Origin of the sequence: Eubacterium sp. MSJ-33 (assembly GCF_022174665.1) — a bacterium.
Taxonomy (GTDB): Bacteria; Bacillota; Clostridia; order Lachnospirales; family Lachnospiraceae; genus Coprococcus_C.
The window spans coordinates 1,966,083-1,987,915 of sequence record NZ_CP076562.1; the positions used below are offsets into that span (position 1 = coordinate 1,966,083).

At 37.8% G+C, this 21,833-nt stretch carries 21 protein-coding genes and 1 tRNA gene; 8 read left to right on the forward strand and 14 right to left on the reverse strand.

The features are described 5' to 3' along the window. Positions 1 to 11: 11 nt before the first annotated feature. From gyrB to dnaA, 5 genes are all read right to left on the reverse strand, one after another. A complete protein-coding gene (gene gyrB, locus KP625_RS09240) occupies positions 12 to 1,934 on the reverse strand; it encodes a DNA topoisomerase (ATP-hydrolyzing) subunit B (RefSeq protein ID WP_238297458.1) in 1,923 nt (640 codons plus the stop codon). Then, positions 1,927 to 3,018, reverse strand: coding sequence for a DNA replication/repair protein RecF (gene recF, locus KP625_RS09245; RefSeq protein WP_238297460.1), 1,092 nt, complete (start codon positions 3,016 to 3,018; stop codon positions 1,927 to 1,929). The genes gyrB and recF overlap by 8 nt, the downstream gene beginning before the upstream one ends. Positions 3,019 to 3,042: 24 nt before the next feature. Beyond that, positions 3,043 to 3,267: an RNA-binding S4 domain-containing protein gene (locus KP625_RS09250; protein ID WP_441316598.1), complete on the reverse strand. Its 225-nt coding sequence runs from the start codon at positions 3,265 to 3,267 to the stop codon at positions 3,043 to 3,045. A 2-nt stretch (positions 3,268 to 3,269) separates the two neighbouring features. Next, entirely contained in the window at positions 3,270 to 4,382 is a 1,113-nt protein-coding gene (gene dnaN, locus KP625_RS09255) for a DNA polymerase III subunit beta (RefSeq protein ID WP_238297461.1), read from the reverse strand. 267 nt (positions 4,383 to 4,649) lie between these two features. Further along, positions 4,650 to 6,035 (reverse strand): chromosomal replication initiator protein DnaA, encoded by a 1,386-nt coding sequence (dnaA, locus tag KP625_RS09260; protein ID WP_238297463.1) that lies wholly within the window; start codon positions 6,033 to 6,035, stop codon positions 4,650 to 4,652. A gap of 412 nt (positions 6,036 to 6,447) precedes the next feature. On the opposite strand from dnaA, the gene rpmH reads away from it, so the two are divergent. The 5 genes from rpmH to jag are packed head-to-tail and all read left to right on the forward strand — an operon-like array spanning position 6,448 to position 9,151. Further along, on the forward strand, positions 6,448 to 6,582 hold the full coding sequence (rpmH, locus tag KP625_RS09265; RefSeq protein WP_021984100.1) for a 50S ribosomal protein L34: 135 nt from the start codon (positions 6,448 to 6,450) through the stop codon (positions 6,580 to 6,582). A 41-nt stretch (positions 6,583 to 6,623) separates the two neighbouring features. Then, positions 6,624 to 6,986, forward strand: coding sequence for a ribonuclease P protein component (gene rnpA, locus KP625_RS09270; protein ID WP_238297465.1), 363 nt, complete (start codon positions 6,624 to 6,626; stop codon positions 6,984 to 6,986). Then, positions 6,983 to 7,195: a membrane protein insertion efficiency factor YidD gene (yidD, locus tag KP625_RS09275; RefSeq protein WP_238297467.1), complete on the forward strand. Its 213-nt coding sequence runs from the start codon at positions 6,983 to 6,985 to the stop codon at positions 7,193 to 7,195. The genes rnpA and yidD overlap by 4 nt, the downstream gene beginning before the upstream one ends. A 40-nt stretch (positions 7,196 to 7,235) precedes the next feature. Then, entirely contained in the window at positions 7,236 to 8,507 is a 1,272-nt protein-coding gene (locus tag KP625_RS09280; protein WP_238297469.1) for a YidC/Oxa1 family membrane protein insertase, read from the forward strand. 14 nt (positions 8,508 to 8,521) lie between these two features. Beyond that, on the forward strand, positions 8,522 to 9,151 hold the full coding sequence (gene jag / locus KP625_RS09285) for an RNA-binding cell elongation regulator Jag/EloR (RefSeq protein WP_238297471.1): 630 nt from the start codon (positions 8,522 to 8,524) through the stop codon (positions 9,149 to 9,151). Positions 9,152 to 9,381: 230 nt separating this feature from the next. Here the strand turns inward: jag and mnmE are convergent, their stop codons facing one another. Further along, positions 9,382 to 10,755, reverse strand: a complete 1,374-nt coding sequence (gene mnmE, locus KP625_RS09290; protein ID WP_370641349.1) for a tRNA uridine-5-carboxymethylaminomethyl(34) synthesis GTPase MnmE — start codon at positions 10,753 to 10,755, stop codon at positions 9,382 to 9,384. Between the two features lie 397 nt (positions 10,756 to 11,152). Between mnmE and mnmG the strand changes: the two genes are divergently transcribed. Both mnmG and rsmG read left to right on the forward strand, forming a co-directional pair. Then, positions 11,153 to 13,111 carry a tRNA uridine-5-carboxymethylaminomethyl(34) synthesis enzyme MnmG gene (gene mnmG / locus KP625_RS09295; RefSeq protein ID WP_370641350.1) on the forward strand — a complete coding sequence of 653 codons (1,959 nt, stop codon included), beginning with the start codon at positions 11,153 to 11,155 and terminating at the stop codon, positions 13,109 to 13,111. An 11-nt stretch (positions 13,112 to 13,122) separates the two neighbouring features. Next, positions 13,123 to 13,848, forward strand: a complete 726-nt coding sequence (rsmG, locus tag KP625_RS09300; RefSeq protein ID WP_238297473.1) for a 16S rRNA (guanine(527)-N(7))-methyltransferase RsmG — start codon at positions 13,123 to 13,125, stop codon at positions 13,846 to 13,848. An 18-nt stretch (positions 13,849 to 13,866) separates the two neighbouring features. Here rsmG and KP625_RS09305 read toward each other — a convergent pair whose 3' ends face one another. The 3 genes from KP625_RS09305 to KP625_RS09315 all read right to left on the reverse strand — a co-directional run bounded on the left by KP625_RS09305 (position 13,867) and on the right by KP625_RS09315 (position 16,901). Then, on the reverse strand, positions 13,867 to 14,748 hold the full coding sequence (locus KP625_RS09305) for a 3'-5' exonuclease (RefSeq protein WP_238297474.1): 882 nt from the start codon (positions 14,746 to 14,748) through the stop codon (positions 13,867 to 13,869). A 71-nt stretch (positions 14,749 to 14,819) separates the two neighbouring features. Next, the gene (locus tag KP625_RS09310) at positions 14,820 to 15,446 is read right to left on the reverse strand and encodes a hypothetical protein (RefSeq protein ID WP_238297475.1); all 627 of its coding nucleotides are present in this window, start codon (positions 15,444 to 15,446) and stop codon (positions 14,820 to 14,822) included. A gap of 39 nt (positions 15,447 to 15,485) precedes the next feature. After that, complete coding sequence (locus tag KP625_RS09315) at positions 15,486 to 16,901, reverse strand: glycoside hydrolase family 1 protein (protein ID WP_238297476.1); 1,416 nt, start codon at positions 16,899 to 16,901, stop codon at positions 15,486 to 15,488. A 46-nt stretch (positions 16,902 to 16,947) separates the two neighbouring features. Here KP625_RS09315 and KP625_RS09320 point away from each other — a divergent pair. Next, positions 16,948 to 17,021, forward strand: a tRNA-Arg gene (locus KP625_RS09320). Positions 17,022 to 17,025: 4 nt separating this feature from the next. Here KP625_RS09320 and KP625_RS09325 read toward each other — a convergent pair. The 5 genes from KP625_RS09325 to KP625_RS09345 all read right to left on the reverse strand — a co-directional run bounded on the left by KP625_RS09325 (position 17,026) and on the right by KP625_RS09345 (position 21,813). After that, positions 17,026 to 17,997, reverse strand: a complete 972-nt coding sequence (locus KP625_RS09325) for an ROK family protein (protein WP_238297477.1) — start codon at positions 17,995 to 17,997, stop codon at positions 17,026 to 17,028. Positions 17,998 to 18,026: 29 nt separating this feature from the next. Then, positions 18,027 to 18,902 carry a DUF3881 family protein gene (locus KP625_RS09330; protein ID WP_238297478.1) on the reverse strand — a complete coding sequence of 292 codons (876 nt, stop codon included), beginning with the start codon at positions 18,900 to 18,902 and terminating at the stop codon, positions 18,027 to 18,029. 32 nt (positions 18,903 to 18,934) lie between these two features. Next, positions 18,935 to 20,212: a serine--tRNA ligase gene (gene serS / locus KP625_RS09335; RefSeq protein WP_238297479.1), complete on the reverse strand. Its 1,278-nt coding sequence runs from the start codon at positions 20,210 to 20,212 to the stop codon at positions 18,935 to 18,937. A 93-nt stretch (positions 20,213 to 20,305) separates the two neighbouring features. Next, positions 20,306 to 20,872, reverse strand: a complete 567-nt coding sequence (locus KP625_RS09340) for a DUF4446 family protein (protein WP_238297480.1) — start codon at positions 20,870 to 20,872, stop codon at positions 20,306 to 20,308. Between the two features lie 20 nt (positions 20,873 to 20,892). Continuing rightward, positions 20,893 to 21,813, reverse strand: a complete 921-nt coding sequence (locus KP625_RS09345; RefSeq protein WP_238297481.1) for a ParB/RepB/Spo0J family partition protein — start codon at positions 21,811 to 21,813, stop codon at positions 20,893 to 20,895. Between the last annotated feature and the right edge of the window lie 20 nt (positions 21,814 to 21,833).

The following is a 21,833-nucleotide window of genomic DNA, read 5'->3' on the forward strand; positions in this document are numbered from 1 at the left end:
TCTCCTCCTACTTAAATGTCAAGATTCTTAACGAATTTTGCATTTGCCTCAATAAATTCACGTCTTGGCTCTACTCTCTCACCCATCAATGTATCGAAGGTTAAGTCAAGCTCAGACTCACTGTTCTCATCAATTGCTACACGCAATAAAACCCGCTTTTCCGGATCCATCGTCGTATCCCACAACTGCTCAGCATCCATCTCACCAAGTCCTTTGTATCGCTGGATCTTGTTATTCTGGTCACGACCAACTTCATTTAAGATATCCGCCAGTTCTTCATCACTGTATGCATACCATGTCTTCTTGTTTTTCTCCAGCTTGTACAGTGGTGGCTGTGCCAGATATACATGTCCTTCCTTGATCAGATCCGGCATGAACCGGAAGAAGAAGGTTAACATCAAGGTTGCAATATGTGCACCATCGACATCGGCATCGGTCATGATAATGATTTTGTCATAACGAAGCTTCTCAATATTGAAATTCTCACGAATACCAGTACCAAATGCAGTAATCATGGCTTTAATCTCTGCATTTTCCAGAATCCGGTCGATTCTTGCTTTCTCTACATTCAGAATCTTACCACGCAGTGGAAGGATTGCCTGTGTTGCACGGGATCTGGCAGTCTTTGCAGAACCACCGGCGGAATCTCCCTCTACGATATAGATTTCACAGTTCTTTGGATTTGGATCCGAACAATCGGCAAGCTTACCGGGAAGCGCCATGTTCGTCTCAAGTGTACTCTTACGGGCAACATCTCTTGCTTTTCTGGCTGCCATACGGGCACGCTGTGCGACAACTGCCTTACCGACTATAGCCTTTGCTACCTGCGGATTCTGCTCTAAGAAATACGTAAGTTTCTCTGTCACAAGTCCTTCTACCGCGGTTCTCGCTTCTGCATTACCAAGCTTCTGCTTTGTCTGTCCTTCAAACTGTGGCTCCGGAATCTTGATACTTACGATAGCGGTCAGACCTTCTCGCAGGTCATCACCGGACAGGTTTTCTTCTTTGTCACGCAGAATCTTATTGCTTCTTGCATAATCATTGAAGACTTTCGTGATAGCACTCTTAAATCCTGTCAGATGCATACCACCTTCCGGTGTATTGATGTTATTTACAAAGCTCAAAGTAAGCTCATTGTAAGAATCGTTGTGCTGCATTGCCACTTCGACATAGATATCATCTTTGTTACCCTCAATATAGATAATCTTGTCGTAAAGTGCAGTCTTTGTCTTGTTCAAATAAGCGATGAACTCCTTGATACCACCCTCATAGTGGAAGGATTCTCTCTGTTCCTTGCCCTCACGCTTATCTTCAAGATTAATCTTCAATCCCTTTGTAAGGAAAGCCATCTCACGAAGTCTCGTACGAAGCACCTTATAATCAAAGATAACATCATCGAAGATTGTATCGTCCGGCATAAATGTAACCTTCGTTCCGGTCTTGTCGGTCTTGCCAATCTCTTTTAGCTTATACACCACATTTCCACGTTCATAACGCTGCTTATAGACCTTTCCATCTCTGGAAATCTCAACTTCCAGCCAGTTCGAAAGCGCATTTACAACCGATGCACCTACACCATGCAGACCACCGGATACCTTGTATCCGCCACCGCCGAACTTACCGCCGGCATGCAGGATTGTAAATACAACTTCAACAGCCGGAATACCAGCCTTTTTGTGGATACCTGTCGGGATACCACGTCCATTATCGATAACAGTAACAGAACCATCTTCGTTGATTGATACATCGATTTCTGTACAGAATCCTGCCAATGCCTCATCGACTGCATTATCTACGATCTCATATACAAGATGATGAAGTCCCCTTGTTGAGGTACTACCGATATACATACCCGGTCTTTTACGAACCGCCTGCAAACCTTCCAAAATCTGGATTTGATTCGCATCATAGTTACTTTCATTTTGATTACCCATCTAACTCCTCCTGTATCGTTCCGGCAACAACCTTATATACCTTATCGATTGCCAGCCGTTCCTTTATAAAATCATCATATCCTGTACATGTAAGAATTGTCTGGATTCCTTGAATAGAATCCAATAACGCATCCTGACGATTTCGATCCAATTCAGACATTACATCGTCTAACAGTAATATGGGATTATCCTGAATCAGTCTTTTTACTAATTCTATCTCAGCTAATTTCAACGAAAGTGCCACAGTTCTCTGTTGTCCCTGTGAACCAAACTTTCTTACATCCATCCCATCGATCAAAAATGCTATATCATCACGATGTGGACCAATCTGTGTTGTCTGATATCGAAGATCCATCTCCTGTTTTTCATCAAGCACTATGGAAAAATCTTTTTCTTCCACATTTTTTTCATATACCAGATTTAAATGTTCTTTTCCAGATGTCAAATTGTTATGTATAGCTGGAATTATCTCATTTATTAAATCAATAAAATGATTTCTTTTTTTAATTATCTCGATTCCATATTTTACCAGTTGTTCATTCCATACTGGTAGTATATCCATTTTCTTTTTATCGAAACCTATTTGCTTTAATAAATTATTTCTCTGGTCAAGTACCTTTTTGTAATTTGAAAGATGACTGACATAGATTTTATCTAACTGACACAATTCCATGTCCATAAAATTTCTTCTCTCTGCCGGACCACTTTTTATGATTGAAAGATCCTCCGGAGAGAAAAAAACCATATTCATCATTCCAAGCAATTGAGAACTTTTCTGAATAGGAATCATATCAATTGCTGCACCTTTGCTTTTTCCCTTTTTCAGATGCATATCAATTCGCCGGTTCATCTGATTTTTATAGATATCTGCACGTATATGACATTCTTCTGCACCAAACCGAATAATCTCTTTGTCCTTACTGCCTCTATGACTTTTTGTCGTTCCGGCAATATAAATAGCCTCTAAAATATTCGTCTTTCCCTGTGCATTATCCCCATATAAGATGTTGATACCATCAGAAAATGTAATCTTGGCACTCTCATAATTTCTATAATTCATCAGTGCCAGATTTTTTATATACATGATTCCACCTCTTTTGTATTGGAATTACTTCTGAACACTGATTTTGTTATCATCAAAAACTACTTCATCACCATCATATAGTTTTCTTCCACGTCTCTCATCAATCTCGCCATTGACAAGAACCAGTCCCTGCTGAATGATTTCCTTCGCATCAATTCCGGAATCTGCAAGTCCGGTTGCCTTTAATGCCTGTCCTAATTTTATATATTCCTCGCCATCGCGAAGTTTTAAAATATGCATCTCACCCATAATTAATAAGCCCCCGCATTGATATTGACTGGTAATACAACATAGATATAAGTTCCTGCATCATCCCGAATAATACAAGGTGATTTTGCATCACGCATATAGATAAAGATGTCTTCATCATCGATAACCTTTAATACATCCGTTAAGAACTTAGGATTAAATCCAATGATAATCTCTTCACCATCTTTTGTGATGTCCAGTTCTTCATCCATTGTACCCATCATCGTATCTACTTTCATATACATCATGTCATCTTTGATATTTACAATAATCGGTTTCTTGTCAGACTCACGCATCAGAATTGTTGCTCGGTCAATACAATCAAATAATTCTTTATTATTCACACGAACCTTAATCTTGTGATCCATAGAAAGCATCTGTACAATCTTAAAATACTCACCTTCAAGAAGACGGGATACTACCATTGTATTATCAAACTCAAATAAAATATGTCTGTCTGTAAAATAAATCGTCACCATATCATCGACACCACCCGTGATGATTTTAGACAGATCATTCAATGTCTTTCCCGGTACAACGACACTTACATTCGATGCATTTCCTTTCAATGCCAGATTACGTAGGGAAATACGATGTCCATCAAGAGATACTACCTGGAGAACTCCATCCTTCACTTCAAATAATTCACCTGTCATCAGTTTATTGTTTTCATTATCTGAGATAGAAAAGATTGTCTGTCTTATAATCTCCTTTAATGAAAATTGAGACAATTCAATGCTCTTTTCTTTTTCAATCTGTGGAAGCTCTGTAAAATCTTCACCTGATTTTGATGAAATAACAAACTTTGACTTTTCACAACGGATAATTGTTCTATAATCAGGTGTTGATTCAATAAATATATCACTGTTTGGTAATTTTCTTACAATATCGTTGAAGATTTTAGCTTCAATGGCAATTCTTCCCATTTCAATAACTTCACCTTCCAATACTGTTTCAATACCTATCTCCAGATCATTTGCTGTCAGCTTAATACAATCTGCATAAACATCAATTAAGATACATTCAAGAATCGGCATAGTTGTTTTTGTTGAAACTGCTTTCGATACAATGTTAAGAGAATTCAACAAATTAGTTTTTGAACATTTTATCTTCATGTTAGTTAAAACTCCTTTCAAGGCTGCGCCTAGATCATAAATATAGAATATATATTAGTAGTTATAGTAGTAGGGGGTGTGGATTTGTTCAAAACCCTCATAAACCCATATTGTAACTAGCAAAATCAACCTTAATAACCCTGTTGAAAGTCCTGAAATAACCTGTGGATGAACCTTGATAACTTTTGATATCATAGTTTACATAAGAATGATTCAAAAAAGTGTCAACAGGTTATAGGCATATAAACCACAATAGGATGTGTATAATTAAGCGTTTGTGTCCAGTTTTTTAATAATTGTTTCTATCGAATTGCTGAACGCCTGGTCTTCCTTCATTTTTGATTCTACACGGTTAATGCCATTGATTACGGTTGTATGATCACGTCCTCCAACGATGTTTCCAATTGACTGCAAGGACATCACAGTAAGTTTTCTGGACAAGTACATAACAACCTGTCTGGCTGTTGCAATATCCTGGCTTCTCTTTTTAGAACGGATATCTTCCGGTGAGATACTCATATGTTCGGAAACTGTTTTTAGTATTGTTTCACCTGTGATTGTTCCGCTGCTTTCATTATTAATCAAATCCTTCAAAGAATCCTTTGCATTTTCCAATGAGATTTTTTCATGCAAAAGCTGAGAGAAACTTTTAACAGTTTTTAATGCACCTTCCAGATCACGTATATTATTTGTAACATGCTCTGCAATATATTGAAGAACTTCCTCCGGAATATCATTGAGGTTGTACATTTCCAGTTTCGATTTCAAGATAGCCATACGGGTTTCGTAATCCGGTTCATGAATATCAATGGTTACTCCACTTGCAAAACGGGAACGGATACGTTCTTCCAATGGCTGCAGATCTTTTGGTGGTTTATCGGAAGACAGAATAATTTGTTTGTTATTGTTGTAAAGTTCATTGAATGTGTTGAAAAATTCTGTCTGAATACTTTCTCTTTTTATCAGATTCTGGATATCATCAATCAGTAAAACGTCAACATTTCTATATTTATCTCGAAATTCGTTCTGTGTGTGGTTTTTGATAGCCTCAATCAATTCATGTGTAAATGTATCGGAAGGAACATAAAGAACTCTTGTCTTATCATCCTTTTTTAATATGTAATGTGCAATAGACTGCATCAAATGCGTTTTTCCGAGTCCGGAATTTCCATATAGGAACAGTGGATTGTAATCATCTTCTCCTGGGCAGTCCGCAACGGCAAGACAGGCTGCATGTGCATGTCTGTTTCCATCACAAACAATGAAAGTATCAAAAGTATATTTTGGACTCAGGTTACTTCTGCTTACTGCTTCCTGATAGGAATCAGATTCCTGAATCGTATCATTTTCATTCTCTTTATTATCAATCAGATTTTTCTTTTCATCAATCACAATATCAATCATACTGTCGTTTAATATTTCCCGGATAGAGGAAAGTAAGAAAACATCATATTCTCTTCGCTTTATAAACTTTAAAGCATTGACTCCAAGCTTTTCATCTACATAAAAGTATAAAGTGGAGTCTTTTACCTCGTAGATTTTCAGAGAACGAATCCATGTATCAATCATAACATTCGAAATATCGTATTCAGTTTCCAGAAGAGACAGAATTTCTTCCCATTTCGATTCTATTAGTTCTTTTATATCTTTCATATATTGCTCCTCATAAGATGCTTTTGAATATCCGCACACTTGGATTCTATTTTACAATAAAATAAGAATTTTAGCAAGTTTTGAGCTTGGATTTGAGAGATTTTTCAGGCATAAATATTGGAAGACAAATAATAATTCATGAAAATAATGTTATGTAAAGTAAAATATCATTTGACTAAAAAAATGTGTAAAGAAAAAATAGCGTAAAATCAATAAAAAGTGGAAAAATAAACATGAAATATACAGGTTATCAACAAGTTAATAACAATTTGTGGATAACATTATGTAAATTAGTTGGGTATATCTACTTATATTTGTGGATAACTTCTATTGACGTAACCCTGATTTTTCAATATAATAGGCGAGTATGCAGTTTTTGGGCATAAATATGTAGAAAAGGAGGACTTTTATTATGAAAATGACATTTCAGCCAAAGAAGAGACAGCGTTCTAAGGTTCACGGCTTTAGAAAGAGAATGAGCACAGCAAACGGAAGAAAGGTATTGGCCGCAAGACGTGCTAAGGGCAGAAAGCAGTTATCAGCGTAGGTCACAGGTACTGTGACCTTTTTCATTAAGTGGAGAATTGTATGAGACATATAGTTACACTTAAAAATAACAGAGAGTTCGGCAAGGTGTATAACCAAAAAGAATCGTTTGCCAATAAATATTTAGTGATGTATCTGAGGGCCAACAACTTGGATTACAGTAGAATTGGAATCTCTGTTAGCAAAAAAGTTGGTAATAGTGTGGTCAGACATCGATTGACCAGATTAATCAGGGAAACCTATCGTTTAAACCAATACCGGTTAAAACCAGGATATGATCTTGTAGTGGTTGCCAGAATGAACGCGAAGGGAACTTCTTTTCATGAGATAGATTCAGCATTTCTGCATCTGGCAAAAAAACATAAGATTGTTATACAGGATATGGTTTCGGAGGTGACGGAATGAGGAAACTGTGTATTAAGATGATTCATCTTTATCAGAAATACATTTCACCTTGGAAACGATATGGACACTGCAAATATTATCCAACCTGTTCCAATTATGCAATTGAAGCATATCAGAAATATGGTTTTTTTAAAGGAACAGCCCTGACAGTATGGAGAATTCTTCGATGCAATCCATTTTCAAAAGGTGGATATGACCCGGTTCCTTAATAGGTAAGAGAAGTCTTACAGTAAACTTTTGGAGGACAGTATGTTTTTAACACAGTCAGGTGGCATTATTATTAAGCCAATTTCGAGGCTTTTAGGAGCCATTCTTAGTTTGCTTTACCGTGGACTGAATGCAATCGGCGTAGAGTCGATTGGTATTGCGATTATTTTGTTTACATTGATTGTTCGATTGATTATCTTTCCTTTGATGTACAAGCAGAATAAATCCAGTAAAATTTCTTCCATGATTCAGCCGGAAATAAATAAAGCAACAAAGAAGTACAGAGGTAAGACAGATCAGCAGTCAATGATGGAGATGCAGCGAATCACGAAAGAGATTCAAAGCAAGTATGGAGTCAGCATGACAAGTGGATGTCTGACATCCTTACTTCAGCTTCCAATCTTTTTTGCACTTTATCGTGTAATTCAGAATATACCTGCTTATGTACCAAAGGTATATGACATGTATAAGCCAATTGCTGTTGCAATCCAGAATAACACAAAAGCGCAGGAAGCATTAACAACTGTAACCGCAGATGCTGGTAAGCAGGTTGCATTGGCAATGAATTCCATTGATTATAACAATACAAATACCGTTATTGACGTGCTTGCTAATTTTTCCGAGAAAATGTGGAATAATCTGGCAAATGCACTTGGAAATACAGGTGATGTTGTAAATGCAATGCTCATAAATAATAACGTTGACAACATCAATCATGTAAATAACTTCTTTGGATTAAATCTTACAGAAGTTCCAGGTTTTGCATTTCGTGCAGCTATTATTATTCCGGTATTATCACTCATCTTCCAGTTTTTGAGTATGAAGGTAACGAATGTTCAGACTTCCGATGATCCGGCACAACAGGCAACAATGGGAACTATGAAAACCATGATGTATATCATGCCTATCTTCTCATTCTTTGTCTGCGTCAATGTACCTTGTGGTGTTGGTCTTTACTGGGCAGTTGGTGCATTTATTTCATTCATAACAACGATTTGTACAAATGCTTACTTTAAGCATTGTGATATGGATAAGATACTGGAAAAGAGTATGGCAAAAGCTGCAAAAAAGAATGCCAAAAAGAAGAAGAAAAACAAAAAATCCTTTATGGAGAGAATGACAGAAGCTGCTTATGGTGGCGGACAGTCATCAGATGAAGGAAAAGCAACAAACAGTGTTACGAATGCAAGTTTAAAGAGTTATACGTCAAATACTATGAAATCTGGAGATAATTCAGGTACAAAGTATCGTACGGGATCTCTTGCATCGAAAGCAAACATTATGCAGAATTATAATAACGACAAGGATAAGTAATAATAGGAGTAAAGATGGAATATAGAGAGTTTAAGGCTAAGACTGTCGAGGAAGCAATTACACTTGCATCCACAGAACTCGGTTGTGTCAGCTCCGATCTTGAGTATGAAGTAGTGGAGAAAGGTACATCCGGTTTTTTGGGAATTGGTGCGAAGCCGGCAATCATCAAAGCAAAGAAAAAGGAAAGCTTCTTAGATGATATTCAGGAATACCTTGATAATCTGTTCAAGGCAATGGATATTGAAGCAAAGGTTACAATCAATTACGATGAAGCAGAAGCAACCATGGATATTGACGTGGAAGGTCCGGATATGGGTATCCTGATTGGTAAACGTGGACAAACATTGGATTCTCTGCAGTATCTGATCAGCTTGTTCGTAAATAAAAAGAGTGAATCTTATATTCGCGTAAAGCTTGATACAGAGAATTATCGTGCAAGAAGAAAAGATACATTGGAAAATCTTGCAAAGAATATTTCATTCAAGGTTAAGAGAACAAGAAGACCATTTACTCTGGAGCCTATGAATCCTTATGAGAGAAGAATTATCCATTCTGCTCTTCAGAATGATAAATATGTAGCTACCAGAAGTGAAGGGGAAGAACCTTATCGTAAGGTTGTTATCTACTTGAAGAAAAATGCTTAATTATAAAAAGGATAATCGTTGAAAAACGGTTATCCTTTTTTAGTGAGTTGAAATAATTGCAAAACATAGTAGTAGTTGAATGAATTCATATTGAAATATATGAATTCAAGTATTGATTGTGTTTTGCAATTATTAATTTACATTAAGAATATAATTGAAATTTTATGGTTACCTTATTAATTTATTATCTTTATTCTATTATGAATTACCCTTTGTTAGATATGTGTCCCTTATTTACCCATGCAGAATTCAGAGAATATCTTGTTGACGAGATCGTCTTCAAGTTCTTCACCGATGATTTTGCCAAGGCTTGTATAGGCGGACATCAGATCAATTGTGAAGAAGTCCTCTCCCATTCCCAGATCAATGCTTTCTATCACTTTGTTCAGGCTTTCTTTTGTATCATATAGTAATGATTTATGGCGGACATTCGTTATGTATAATTCGTCATTATAATTGATTTCATTGTTGAAAAACATGGATTTCAGGCTTTCATGGAGAAGGTCTTTTCCAGTACCTTCTTTTGCTGATATTTCCAGTATTTTTGTGTCTAATTTTGAAGTTATCCCCAATTTATCCACAATCAGATTTTGATCATTTTTATTGATGAGAGTAATCACTTTTTTACCCTGAATTGCATCCATGATTTTGCTATCATCCTCACTTAATTCACAGGTACCATCAACAATATAAAGAATCAGATCTGCATCAGAAATTGTTGTCATTGCTTTTGTAACACCGATTTTTTCCACGATATCTTCCGTATCATGAATACCCGCTGTATCTACGATATTTAGCGTAATTCCATCAATGTTGACCAGTTCTTCAAGTGTGTCTCTGGTCGTTCCGGCAACCTCTGTTACGATTGCTCGTTCCTCACCTAATAACATATTCAGGACAGACGATTTTCCTGCATTCGGACGACCCACAATTACTGTACGGATACCTTCTTTAATAATACGTCCATTTTCACTGGTTGACAGTAAATGATTTACTGTTATCAACATGTTATCCACAGTGTCATGTAATTGCTGTGGAAAGTTATCCAATGAATAATTTTCCGGGTCATCTAAAGCAGATTCGATATATGCAATGTTATAAAGTAAAGTATCACGCAAATCTGTAATGACGGTCTTTAGTTCTCCGCGAAGTTGGAGGAGAGATGATTTGGCTGCCATATTATTTTTTGCATGAATCAGATCCATAACAGATTCTGCCTGTGACATATCTATTCTTCCACCTAGAAATGCACGCTTTGTAAATTCACCCGGTTCTGCAGGTCTGACACCAAGCCGAATCAATAAATCCAGTACACGTTTTAAAACAGTGATACCACCATGACAATCTAATTCCACAATATCTTCTGTTGTGTATGTCTTTGGTGCATGCATAACGAGTGCAATTGCTTCATCGTAAAGCTCATCTTCATAGATAATCTTCCCGTAAGCTGCGGTATAGCTATCCATATTTAAAATTGTTTTATTTTTATTTGCCGGTTGAAATATCTGATTTACAATCTGTAACGCAGTATCTCCACTAATTCGAATAATTCCAATGCCAGAATCTCCCATCCCGGTTGCAATCGCAGCAATCGTTTCACCCATAATCAAACACCTTTCCATATATTTTCAATAAGGTACCCGCATGTGAATGCATCAACATACGGGAAAATCACAATTTCCTCTATTATACCTTTTCTTTTTCCTTGTCACAAGGTATAATTAATAAGTTAAAATTGTAGTTGAAATATAATTTTAAGAAAACTGTAGATAGCCAATTTTGAAGAAATAACGTATATTCAGAGTCATGCAATATTTACCAATTTATATGCAGACCATTGGAACACGCCGGCACTTAACGAACAGTGTGTTTTTTCACTGTGAGTTTAGTGTCCGCTGCGTGTGGAAGTGAGCGAAAGCGCGTCTGCATAGAATTGTGTAATATTGTATGACTCTATGAGAAAATAAATATTCAAAATTGGCTTTATAAGAGGATTTTATTGTGGAAAAAAAATATATAGAGGAAGAATATGATATTATTGTCGTTGGTGCCGGTCATGCGGGCTGTGAAGCTGCATTAGCTGCATCAAGACTCGGTTTTGAAACCATTCTGTTTACAATTAGTATGGACAGCGTTGCTTTAATGCCATGTAACCCGAATGTCGGTGGAAGCTCCAAAGGACATCTGGTGCGTGAAATTGATGCATTAGGCGGTGAGATGGGTAAAAATATTGATAAGACCTATATTCAAAGTAAGATGCTGAATGTATCGAAAGGCCCTGCTGTTCATTCGTTACGCGCTCAGGCAGATAAAGGTGAATATACAAAACAGATGCGTTTGACATTACAGAATCAGGAACATCTGACACTCCGTCAGGGAGAAGTTGCAGAGCTTTTATATGATACGAAGATTACCGATGAGATGAAGGATCAGAAGATTATCTGTGGTGTTCGTATGTATTCCGGAGCTGTATATCATGCAAAAACAGTTATTTTGTGTACAGGAACCTATCTGAAGGCACGGTGTATCTATGGGGATGTGGTGAATTATACAGGTCCGAATGGATTATCAGCGGCAAATCACTTGTCTGATTCTATGAAGGATGCAGGTATTTTTATTCGTCGGTTTAAGACAGGTACACCAGCGAGATTGGACAAAAAGACAATAGATTTTTCCAAGATGACGGAGCAAAAGGGTGATGAACATATCGTTCCATTTTCGTTTACGAATAAAGAGGAAGATATCAAACGTGATCAGATTTCCTGTTGGCTGACTTATACGAACGAAGAAACACATAAGATTATAAGGGATAATATTGACCGTTCTCCACTCTTCTCCGGATTTATAGAGGGAACAGGACCAAGATACTGTCCTTCTATCGAGGATAAGGTTATGAAGTTTCCGGATAAAGACCGACATCAGTTATTTATTGAGCCGGAGGGTGAATTCACAAATGAGATGTATATGGGTGGCATGTCTTCTTCTTTGCCGGAGGATGTGCAATATGCGATGATTCATACGGTACCGGGTTTGGAGCATGTGGCAATTGTAAGAAATGCATATGCAATCGAATATGATTGTATTGATGCAACGAACCTGAAGGCAAATCTGGAATTTAAAGATATGGATGGATTGTTCAGTGCAGGTCAGATCAATGGCAGTTCAGGATATGAGGAAGCAGCTGCACAAGGTATCATGGCAGGTATCAATGCTGCGCGGAAACTGCAGAATAAACCACCTGTAATCTTAGACCGATCACAGGCATATATTGGGGTTTTGATTGATGATCTGGTTACAAAGGAGACGCAGGAACCATATCGTATGATGACAAGCCGCGCAGAATATAGGTTACTTCTACGTCAGGATAATGCAGATCTGAGATTGACAGATATCGGACATGAGATTGGTTTGATTGACGAAACACGTTATGAGAAATTTTGTGAAAAACGCAGACAAATCAATGCAGAAATCGCACGTATGAATGAAATATCGGTTGGTGCAAATAAACATGTACAGGAATTTCTGGAAAAGCATGGAAGTTCTTCTCTTGGAACAGCTGCAACATTGGCAGAGCTTATCCGCAGACCGGAACTTTCTTATGAGGCATTGGAAGAATTAGATACCGGCAGACAGGAAGCATATCGTATTTTATTAGATATTGATACGACAGATAAGATTACTTTGGATGATGAGGTAGTTGAACAAATTAATATTGCAATCAAATACGATGGCTATATCAGTCGTCAAAGACAACAGGTTGAACATTTTCAGAAGATGGAGAGAAAGCAGATTCCCGATGATATTAATTATGATGATGTTGCAAATCTTCGAAAAGAAGCCAGACAGAAGTTATCAACTATCAGACCGACTTCACTTGGACAGGCATCTCGTATTTCCGGTGTATCACCAGCGGATGTGTCGGTACTGATGATTTATCTCGAGACAAAGAAGCAGGCATAGGAATATAGAATATGGAAAAAATAAAAGATTATGTAGAACAGATTACAGAAGGTCAAGTGCTTTTGACAGATGTACAGCTGGCTCAGTTTGAACAGTATTATGACCGACTGATTGAGAAAAACAAAGTCATGAACCTGACTGCAATTACGGAACGGGAAGATGTCATATTGAAGCATTTTATAGACAGTCTTGCACTTGCCCGATATGTAAAGCTGTGGGAAAAAGAATATAAGATTATAGATGTTGGTACCGGTGCGGGATTTCCGGGTATTCCTTTGAAAATTGCATTTCCAAATCTGCAGGTGACGTTGTTTGATTCCCTGAATAAACGTATCAAATTTTTACAGGAAATGATTGATACATTAAAGTTAAAAGAGATAACAGCGGTACATGGGCGTGCAGAGGAAGGTGCCAGAGATAAGAATATGCGTGAAAAATATGATTTTGCCGTTTCACGTGCTGTCGCGAATATGGCAGTACTTTCGGAATATTGTATTCCGTTTGTGAAAGTCGGAGGATATTTTATTCCATATAAGACCGGAACGGTGGAGGAAGAAATCACACAGGGAAAAAAGGCTATTCAAATTCTTGGTGGTAAGATTGAAAAAATAGAAAAATTGATGCTTCCGGATTCGGATATCAGTCGAAGCTTTGTGTTTATAAAGAAAGAAAAACAGACGCCAAAAGCATATCCTCGGAAAGCAGGAACTGCAAGCAAACAACCCCTCGGCATATAAGCCAAGGGGTTGTTTGTTTTAATTATGACGCTTTGTCTGACGCCTTATCCGAAGTTCGTCCTGTCGTTCTTTTATTGATTCCAGACCTTTTTTATCGGTTGGAATCATTGTTTTAATGACAAATATATTATTGTTTCTTGATTGTTTAAATCGAATCTTGCCACTTACCAGTCCATGATGCCAGCATTTACCAACACAGGTGTAGGAGTTTGGTGTATTTGCAAACCATTTTACTTTTGGTGATAATCTCTTACCGCAGCGATAACAGATCGGAGCCATCAGCTCTATGTCTGAGATTGCCTCCTCTTTGCAATGATATTCTCTGGAGATATGCTCTAAGTAATGCTTATGGTGTGAGATAATTTCATCTTTTTTATCTTTTGGGTTGTTATAGATATCGTAACAATACCGATCTGCGAGATCTCTTGGTGACATTGTTTTTAGTACAAGTCCGGTATAGTATGCATCATTGACTGCACTGTGAAATGGTTTATCCTCTTCTACTTCTATTTTCAGATGTTCCACTGCTTTTTTCAACTTCACAATCTTACCGTCTTCATCATACATATCTGCATAAATCTGCTGTACATTGTAAAACTTTAAAGGAACTGGCATGGGCTTCAAATAATAATAATCCATGTTTGTCTGTAAGATGTTCAGATCCATGGATCCCCATGTTCCAAAGATATAATCTTCACCACACCACTTTATAAATTCGCGGTATACCATATCAAAAGGACGTCCTTTTCGAAGAGTGGATTCGTCATAATTGAGAATTGTTTTGATGTGTGGCTGCAACTTCTTATACAGCTTTGGCTTTATTATACTGGAGTATGTATCAATAATATTAAATTTTTTGTCCAGTTTTACTGCACCGATTTCTATGATTTCAAATGGCATACGGGGATTTTCCATTTCTCTGCCCCCGCAACATTGATTCCATTCCAAATCAAATATAATATAGTTCATGTTTATTCTGCCTTATCCATTATACGAAGGTGAGAATAGTCATTTTCATCTTCAATTTTTCCGTTTCGCTGTTCCAGTTCTTTGCAGATATCATTTAAGATTTCAATCGTTTCGTTGGAAGATCTGGAATTTGCGGTTGCCATTTTTGTAATCAAAACAGCCATTTTTTCCGTGCTGCTTACGACACGGTCTGTATTATCCGCATCTTTCTTTAACTGAATTTTTGTCATCAGTTTATCCTGTTCCATCAAATCCTTCATATGCTTGGAATTGTCATCACGAATTTCAGATAACAATTTAGAATTGTCATCTTTCATTTCAAGCATCATATCAAGAATGGCTGACATACTTTGTGTTCTGGAGACTTCTTCTCTTTTAGCAACCGAATAAATACCCTTTTCGACCTTGGTGAGTTCATTTTGTTTGTCAAGATTCAGAAATGCTATTTCATCAACTTTTGCCAGAATTCCATCTACCAGAAAATAAGTATCCACAACTACAATCAGAGATACTGCGATAATCACCTGAATCATAGAAGGATAAACCAGTATTAAATATAAATCAATCAGCAGCGCCGCAATAAAGGCGACGGCGCTGATTGTAAGTGTTGCGCTTGATTTACGGTTCATATGCGTCCCCCGTTTCTACTATGTTAGTAAATCTAAATATTAATCAGACAGATCTTCTCCGTTTGTCTCGATGACCTTCTTGTACCAGTAGAAGGAATCCTTCTTATATCTTGCAAGATCCTTCAAATCAAATTCATCACGGTTTACATAGATAAATCCATAACGTTTTACGACACCTTCATGGGTAGATACAAGGTCAATCGCTGACCATGGACAATATCCCATTATCTCTACGCCTTCTGAGTATGCAAGCCTGATCTGCTCAATATGCTTTCTTAAGTATTCGATACGATATGGGTCGTGTACCTTGCCATCTTCTGTCAGTTTATCGTAAGCACCAAGACCGTTCTCTGTGACAATCATTGGAAGATGATATCGGCTGTAGATCTCACGCATCGTTGCACGGAAACCATCCGGGTCAATCTCCCAGCCGAATTCCGTGTGAAGCAGATTTGGATTTGGATAAGCTTTATAGACACCCGATTCACTTCCAGCACTTTGCTGATCTGATTTTCCAGTGCTGTCGATGGAAGAGTCGTCCCATTCTACAGTACCGGTTGAGTAGTAGTTAAATCCTATAAAGTCTGGATGTGCACTTGCCATAATATCCATGTCACCATCTTCAATAACAGGTGTAGCATCATGCTCTTCTAAGAATGCCCAGACGAGATTGTTGTAACGACCGTAAACTGCCATATCAAGATACAGCCAGTTACGGATTGCATTGAAGTTCTGTGCTGCTAATACATCCTTAGGTTTACAGCTTGCCGGATAGATCAGGGAGATATTTGGAGCAGGTCCAATCTTTCCATCCGGTACCATTTCATGACACAGAGCCATAGCCTTTGCCTGAGCTAACAACATATGATGGTTTTCCTGATATAATTTTTTGTATTTATTTTCTACGCCATCTAAGTTGCAAGTACCAATCAGATCACCAACTAAGGTAAGCATGTTTTGCTCATTGATCGTCAGCCAGTATTTTACACGATCACCATAGTTCTCGTAGAGAATCTTTGCGAAGTTAACAAATTCCTCAACGCTCTCTCTTCTTGACCATCCGCCTTTCTTTTCAAGAGCTGCCGGAAGATCAAAATGGAACATCGTAACAAGTGGCTCAATGTTGTATTTCAGACATTCATTGATAACATTATTGTAGAAATCAATACCCTCCTGATTGATGGCTCCGGTTCCTTCCGGAAGAATACGGGACCATGCAATGGAAAAACGGAATGTTTTAAATCCCATCTCTGCCATTAATGCGATGTCTTCTTTGTAGTGATGATAGAAATCAGCACACACATCCAATTCACTGGTGCCTTCCGGTACCTTCTTGATATCCTGTACACTTGGTCCTTTTCCATGTGTCAGGTTCGCTCCTTCAACCTGATATGCGCTGGTAGATGCACCCCACAGAAAATCTTTTGGCATTGGTTTTAATTTTTTTAAAATCATGGATATTGACCTCCTATCAAAAATATTATAAAATATATTACGATTTGTTTCCGTAGCTCAGCAGGATAGAGCAACCGCCTCCTAAGCGGTAGGTCGGGCGTTCGAATCGCCTCGGGAACATTTTTTATTGTTTATTTTCCAGGTGCATCTGACGGAATGTGTAGAGTGCACCAAGCAGATTCGAATCATTTCCAAATTTGCAGACATCTACATGAATGAAATTTGAAATCATACTGATCTTCCGCATCTTCTCAACATAACGTTTTACACCTTCTATGAATTTCGGCTGTGCACTGATACCACCACCAAGCAGAATAATATCAGGGTCTACAATAGCATTGATTGCAAAAAGATTTTTTGCGGTCATAAAATAAAAATCTTCCAGCATATCAACAACAACAGGATCTCCTTCTTCTGCTAACTGATATAATTTTTCTCCATCAAATTCTTTCGGGTTAATTCCTTTGGCAACAGCTACCTGATAACAGAAAGCACGTGTGGAAAAAGAAGTTGCCCATAGGAAAGGAAGCTTCTCATATTCTTCCTCCATGTCATGAATGGAATCCAGATCAAAAATTCTATCCACATTTTTTCTTGTCATAAAATCAGAGAAGATATAAGATAATTCTCCGGCACTCAAATCGTTACCACGATGAACACGACCGTTAATGACGATACCTCCACCGATACCGGTTCCGAGAATTACGACCGCCGCATTCTTACAACCCTTGGCATTTCCCATCCATACTTCAGCGAGTGCTGCACATTTGGCATCATTTTCCATGGAAATCCGGATACCATCACAGCGTTTGCTCAGTAGATCACCCAGAGCAACATCTTTTAGATATTTAAGTGCACCACCATTTCTTATAAATCCATGTTCTGTGTCAATCAGCCCAGGCATGGACATGGCAATTCCTTCTACACCTTTTTCTTTAAAGGAGTCGTAGACACGACCAAGTGACTCTACAAATTCTGAAACATCCTGCTTATTTGAATCAGGAGTTGGATATTTTCCTTTTTCCTTGATTTCTCCATCAATTGTCATATACGCATATTTTACAAAAGTTCCACCAACATCAAATACTAAATACATTTGCTTCTCCTTTCGTAACATATAGTTGGTTAAATAGTTACGGTACCCTGCAACCAGATTTCTCCCCGAAACCGCCGTCCAACTTTTGGTTCCCCCTGCAGATCTGCCTCATTGATACCAACATTGATTATAAGTCCATTTGCTTCAATCAATAAATTATATATAATTTCTTTGCTGTACGCATTCTGTAGTTTTTCGACAGAAAGAATATTGCCGATGATCATATAATGATCGCATTCTACACCACAAGGCATAAAGCTTGTATCAATGATAGAGAGAATATCTTCTTTTATTACTCTTGAGGAAATAGATGTATAGGTATTCATCTCATCATAGGTCAGTTGTTCCATGGCATCTGTATCTCCGCCTCTGGCCGCATCGAGCAGCTTATTCCTGCGATTCAAACCTTTGGATTCAATAGCTATCTGATATTTTGAATGATGCATGCCAAGTAAAATTGTTCCTTCGACTGACAAGGCAGAGAATTTTACATTGGTAATCTGTCGGTTTGAGTAATTCAACCATTTGGATTTGGCATAGTCTGCGATATTGATGACATAGAATATAATCGTCATACCAAGATGGTAATCTTCACAGACTCCCGCATAGCTTTCTTTATCTGTCTGCTTCTGAATCGTGATATTCTCAAAATGCATGGATTTTTGTCCTTTCAGATAAGGAAAATAATGTTCAATTGATAAAGCACCTTTGATATCATATTCGCCAATGAGCGAGAGTCCGAAATTCTTACCAAAATCTTTTTCAAACTGCAACAGTGAAGTATCAATACTGATTGTAGTCATAATTTTACGGTTTGGAGTATTCAACGTGTGACGATAAATATCTTCCAATTGCTGTCTGTTTTTACATTGACTAAAGCCAATCGCACGTAGATATGTATGCATACTACCTCCAATTTTTCCGTATGGAAAATAAATTAGCTGATTTTTGTCTTACCACCCATATAAGGCTGAAGTACCTTAGGGATATTGATGCTTCCATCTTCGTTCAGATTGTTCTCTAAGAATGCAATCAGCATACGTGGTGGAGCAACAACTGTATTGTTTAAAGTATGAGCAAAATATTTTCCGTCTTTGCCCTTTACTTTGATGCCAAGACGACGCGCCTGTGCATCACCGAGGTTTGAACAGCTACCAACCTCAAAATATTTTTTCTGACGTGGAGACCATGCTTCTACATCATATGATTTTACCTTCAAATCTGCCAGATCACCAGAACAGCACTCGATTGTACGAACCGGAATATCCATAGAACGGAACAGATCAACCGTATTCTTCCATAACTTATCGAACCACATCTTGCTATCTTCCGGTTTGCAGACAACAATCATTTCCTGTTTCTCAAACTGGTGAATACGATAAACACCACGTTCCTCAATACCATGTGCTCCCTTTTCTTTACGGAAACATGGAGAGTAGCTTGTCAGAGTTTTAGGAAGTTCTTCTTCCGGAGTCATTGTGTCGATGAACTTACCAATCATAGAGTGCTCACTTGTACCAATGAGATAGAGATCCTCTCCCTCAATCTTATACATCATGGCATCCATCTCTGCAAAGCTCATAACACCGGTTACAACGTTACTGCGGATCATGAAAGGTGGTACACAGTATGTAAATCCACGGTCAATCATGAAATCTCTTGCATAGCTGATAACAGCAGAGTGCAATCTTGCGATATCCCCCATCAAATAGTAGAATCCATTTCCAGCTACCTTTCTTGCACTGTCAAGATCAATGCCGTTTAACTTCTCCATAATATCTGTATGATAAGGAACTTCGAAATCCGGAACAACCGGCTCACCAAAACGCTCCAGTTCTACGTTCTCTGTATCGTCTTTACCGATTGGAACAGTTGGGTCAATGATGTTCGGGATAACCATCATTTTCTTCTTCAACTCTTCGCGAACCTGTGGCTCCTTCTGCTCAAGTTCTGCAAGACGAGCAGCATTCTTAGCTACTTCTTTTTTGACTTCTTCTGCTTCTTCTTTTTTGCCCTGTGCCATCAATGCACCAATCTGTTTTGCAATGGCATTCTTCTTTGCACGAAGTTCATCTGCTTCCTGCTGAAGTGCTCTTGCCTGCTTGTCAAGTTCGATAACTTCATCTACTAAAGGAAGCTTCGCATCCTGAAACTTCTTTTTGATATTCTCCTTTACAGCATCTGGGTTTTCACGAACAAATTTAATGTCTAACATAATTGTCGTCCTTTCTTGTTTATAATAATAGTTTAAAATATTCTTTGAAAAATTTATATCAGAAATAGTGCTTTCATATAAAATAAAATGCTTTTATACATCAAAATTCAAATTACCATCACTATCTTCAAATTCTGTTTCCTTTGTCATATCCTGTATTTCTTCTTCTACCGTTTTCGCCTGCTCTAAAGCTTCTTTTTCTTCTGATGACAGCTGGATATAAGATTCACCATTTACAATCTCCTTTGCATACGTGAAACAACCTTCGCGTGAATGCATGGAGTTGAGCAAAATACCAGAATTATCATCATTCAGTAAAGCAATGACAAAACTCAATTTGCCGGCCATCTTGTCAAACGCATCATATTTTACAAGTGCATATTTACTGATACAGGAAGACAGATGCTTTTTAATCTGTCGATGCTCCTTTGATACACGTCTGGCATTTGACTTGATCTGATCCATCTCTTTAAAACGAATTCGAATGATTTTCTCCAGATCCGCTCCTTTTTTTCCACTCATCAGTGCTTCATATTTTCTTGCCATGACATTCATTTTATGAATGATAAAAATGGTTAGAAATATGAGTAAAACCACCAGAATACAAAGGATTGTGACAGCAGAAGACATCTTCATACCCAATATCTTAGCCTCTTCCATGAAGTTCCCTCTTTTCGTTTTTATTGTGCGAGCAACTGTGTAATGCGCTCTAAATCCTCTTGCGAGTAATATTCAATTTCAATTTTTCCTGATTCTCTCGTCTTTGCCTTGATGGTTGTCTTTGTACCAAGAGATTCTTTCAAGCGGTTCTCAATTGCTTTGTATAAGAAAGAAAGCTCAGGATCCTCTTTCTCGGATGATTTTTCTTTTGGTTTTTTATTTAATAATTTTTTGACATAGCTTTCTGTCTCACGTACGGAAAGTTTCTTATCAAAAATATACATCGCTGTCTCATACTGCAGCTGTGGATCCGTAATTGTAATGAGTGCACGGACATGTCCGGTTGAAAGCATATCATCAATCAACATCTGCTGTACTTTATCTGTGAGTTTTAGAAGGCGGAGTGCGTTTGTTACAGTTGTACGACTCTTTGATACACGTTCTGCAACTTCGTCCTGTGTCAGATGAAATTCTTCAATCAGGCGTTCATAAGCATGAGCCTCTTCAATTGGATTTAAGTCTTCTCGCTGAATATTCTCAATCAATGCGATCTCAACAATCTGCTGATCATCGTAATCTTTGATAACGACAGGAACTTCTTTTAAACCTGCTAATCGTGCAGCTCTCCAACGTCGTTCACCTGCAATCAACTCATAGTAGCCTTTGCGCTTTACTACGACGAGAGGTTCGATTACGCCAAACTGTTTGATCGATTCTGCCAGCTCCTGCAATGCATCTTCATTAAATTCTTTTCGGGGCTGATTCTTATTCGGTTCAATTCGATTGATATTTAATGTCTGCTCTACTTTTTTTATGACTTCTGTTTTCGCAGTTGTACTTGCCTTTGCCTGTTTGGATGTCTTTGTGCTGACATCTTCAATTGTATCATCTGTCGGAATTAAATTACTTAGTCCACGACCTAATCCTCGCTTTGGTGCCATTGCGTCCTCCTCTAAAATAG

Excerpts from the sequence above, each read along its gene's own strand:
- gyrB (WP_238297458.1), bottom strand. The coding sequence starts at position 1,934 with ATGGGTAATCAAAATGAAAGTAACTATGATGCGAATCAAATCCAGATT.
- recF (WP_238297460.1), bottom strand. The coding sequence starts at position 3,018 with ATGTATATAAAAAATCTGGCACTGATGAATTATAGAAATTATGAGAGT.
- KP625_RS09250 (WP_441316598.1), bottom strand. The coding sequence starts at position 3,267 with ATGGGTGAGATGCATATTTTAAAACTTCGCGATGGCGAGGAATATATA.
- dnaN (WP_238297461.1), bottom strand. The coding sequence starts at position 4,382 with ATGAAGATAAAATGTTCAAAAACTAATTTGTTGAATTCTCTTAACATT.
- dnaA (WP_238297463.1), bottom strand. The coding sequence starts at position 6,035 with ATGAAAGATATAAAAGAACTAATAGAATCGAAATGGGAAGAAATTCTG.
- rpmH (WP_021984100.1), top strand. The coding sequence starts at position 6,448 with ATGAAAATGACATTTCAGCCAAAGAAGAGACAGCGTTCTAAGGTTCAC.
- rnpA (WP_238297465.1), top strand. The coding sequence starts at position 6,624 with ATGAGACATATAGTTACACTTAAAAATAACAGAGAGTTCGGCAAGGTG.
- yidD (WP_238297467.1), top strand. The coding sequence starts at position 6,983 with ATGAGGAAACTGTGTATTAAGATGATTCATCTTTATCAGAAATACATT.
- KP625_RS09280 (WP_238297469.1), top strand. The coding sequence starts at position 7,236 with ATGTTTTTAACACAGTCAGGTGGCATTATTATTAAGCCAATTTCGAGG.
- jag (WP_238297471.1), top strand. The coding sequence starts at position 8,522 with ATGGAATATAGAGAGTTTAAGGCTAAGACTGTCGAGGAAGCAATTACA.
- mnmE (WP_370641349.1), bottom strand. The coding sequence starts at position 10,755 with ATGGGTGAAACGATTGCTGCGATTGCAACCGGGATGGGAGATTCTGGC.
- rsmG (WP_238297473.1), top strand. The coding sequence starts at position 13,123 with ATGGAAAAAATAAAAGATTATGTAGAACAGATTACAGAAGGTCAAGTG.
- KP625_RS09305 (WP_238297474.1), bottom strand. The coding sequence starts at position 14,748 with ATGCCATTTGAAATCATAGAAATCGGTGCAGTAAAACTGGACAAAAAA.
- KP625_RS09310 (WP_238297475.1), bottom strand. The coding sequence starts at position 15,446 with ATGAACCGTAAATCAAGCGCAACACTTACAATCAGCGCCGTCGCCTTT.
- KP625_RS09315 (WP_238297476.1), bottom strand. The coding sequence starts at position 16,901 with ATGATTTTAAAAAAATTAAAACCAATGCCAAAAGATTTTCTGTGGGGT.
- KP625_RS09325 (WP_238297477.1), bottom strand. The coding sequence starts at position 17,997 with ATGTATTTAGTATTTGATGTTGGTGGAACTTTTGTAAAATATGCGTAT.
- KP625_RS09330 (WP_238297478.1), bottom strand. The coding sequence starts at position 18,902 with ATGCATACATATCTACGTGCGATTGGCTTTAGTCAATGTAAAAACAGA.
- serS (WP_238297479.1), bottom strand. The coding sequence starts at position 20,212 with ATGTTAGACATTAAATTTGTTCGTGAAAACCCAGATGCTGTAAAGGAG.
- KP625_RS09340 (WP_238297480.1), bottom strand. The coding sequence starts at position 20,872 with ATGGAAGAGGCTAAGATATTGGGTATGAAGATGTCTTCTGCTGTCACA.
- KP625_RS09345 (WP_238297481.1), bottom strand. The coding sequence starts at position 21,813 with ATGGCACCAAAGCGAGGATTAGGTCGTGGACTAAGTAATTTAATTCCG.